The organism is Halorubrum halodurans, from assembly GCF_002252985.1.
GTDB classification, from domain to species: Archaea; Halobacteriota; Halobacteria; order Halobacteriales; family Haloferacaceae; genus Halorubrum; species Halorubrum halodurans.
The window spans coordinates 1-623 of record NZ_NHPJ01000112.1 but is presented as its reverse complement, the minus strand read 5'-3'; the positions used below and the strand labels follow the sequence as shown (position 1 = coordinate 623).

Genomic DNA, 623 nt, shown 5'->3' with positions numbered 1-623 from the left:
TCCCGAAACGGGCGACGAGGGCGACATCGAGATCACCGTCGAGGGGTACCAGTTCGGTTGGGAGTACTTCTACCCCAACGGGCACTCGGAGATGAACGAGCTCATCGTCCCCGCCGACCAGCGGATCGACCTGAAGATAACCTCGAGGGACGTGTGGCACAACTTCGGATCGTCCGACTTACGGATAAAGTCGGACGCCATCCCCGGTGAGACCAGCGAGACCTGGTTCACCGTGAGTTCCGAGGAGGTCCGGGAACAGGGCGGCGAGGCGACGTACCTCGTCGAGTGCTTCGAACTCTGCGGCGCCGGTCACTCGGCGATGAAGGGACAGATCACGGTCATCCCGCAGGACGAGTGGGAGGAGTGGTACGCGGGTACCGAGGGTGACTCCGAGACGGCCAACAGCTCGAGCGTCGAGGGCGGCCCCGCGACCCCGAGCGTTAAGGCTCCGGCGGCCGGAGGTGTCTCCGCATGAGCGAGCTTCCCCCGACCACGTCCGTCCGCCGCTGGCTCGTCACGACGAACCACAAGGACATCGGGATCCTGTACATGATCACCGCGCTGTTCTTCCTGCTCTTCGGCGGGGTGCTGGCGCTTCTGATCCGCGTCCAGCTGTGGGATCC

At 64.7% G+C, this 623-nt stretch carries 1 pseudogene; it reads left to right on the top strand.

Features of this window, described 5'->3' with window-relative positions:
* Positions 1 to 475: pseudogene (locus DJ70_RS13020) on the top strand (cytochrome c oxidase subunit II); the annotation flags it as partial.
* Positions 476 to 623: the final 148 nt, after the last annotated feature.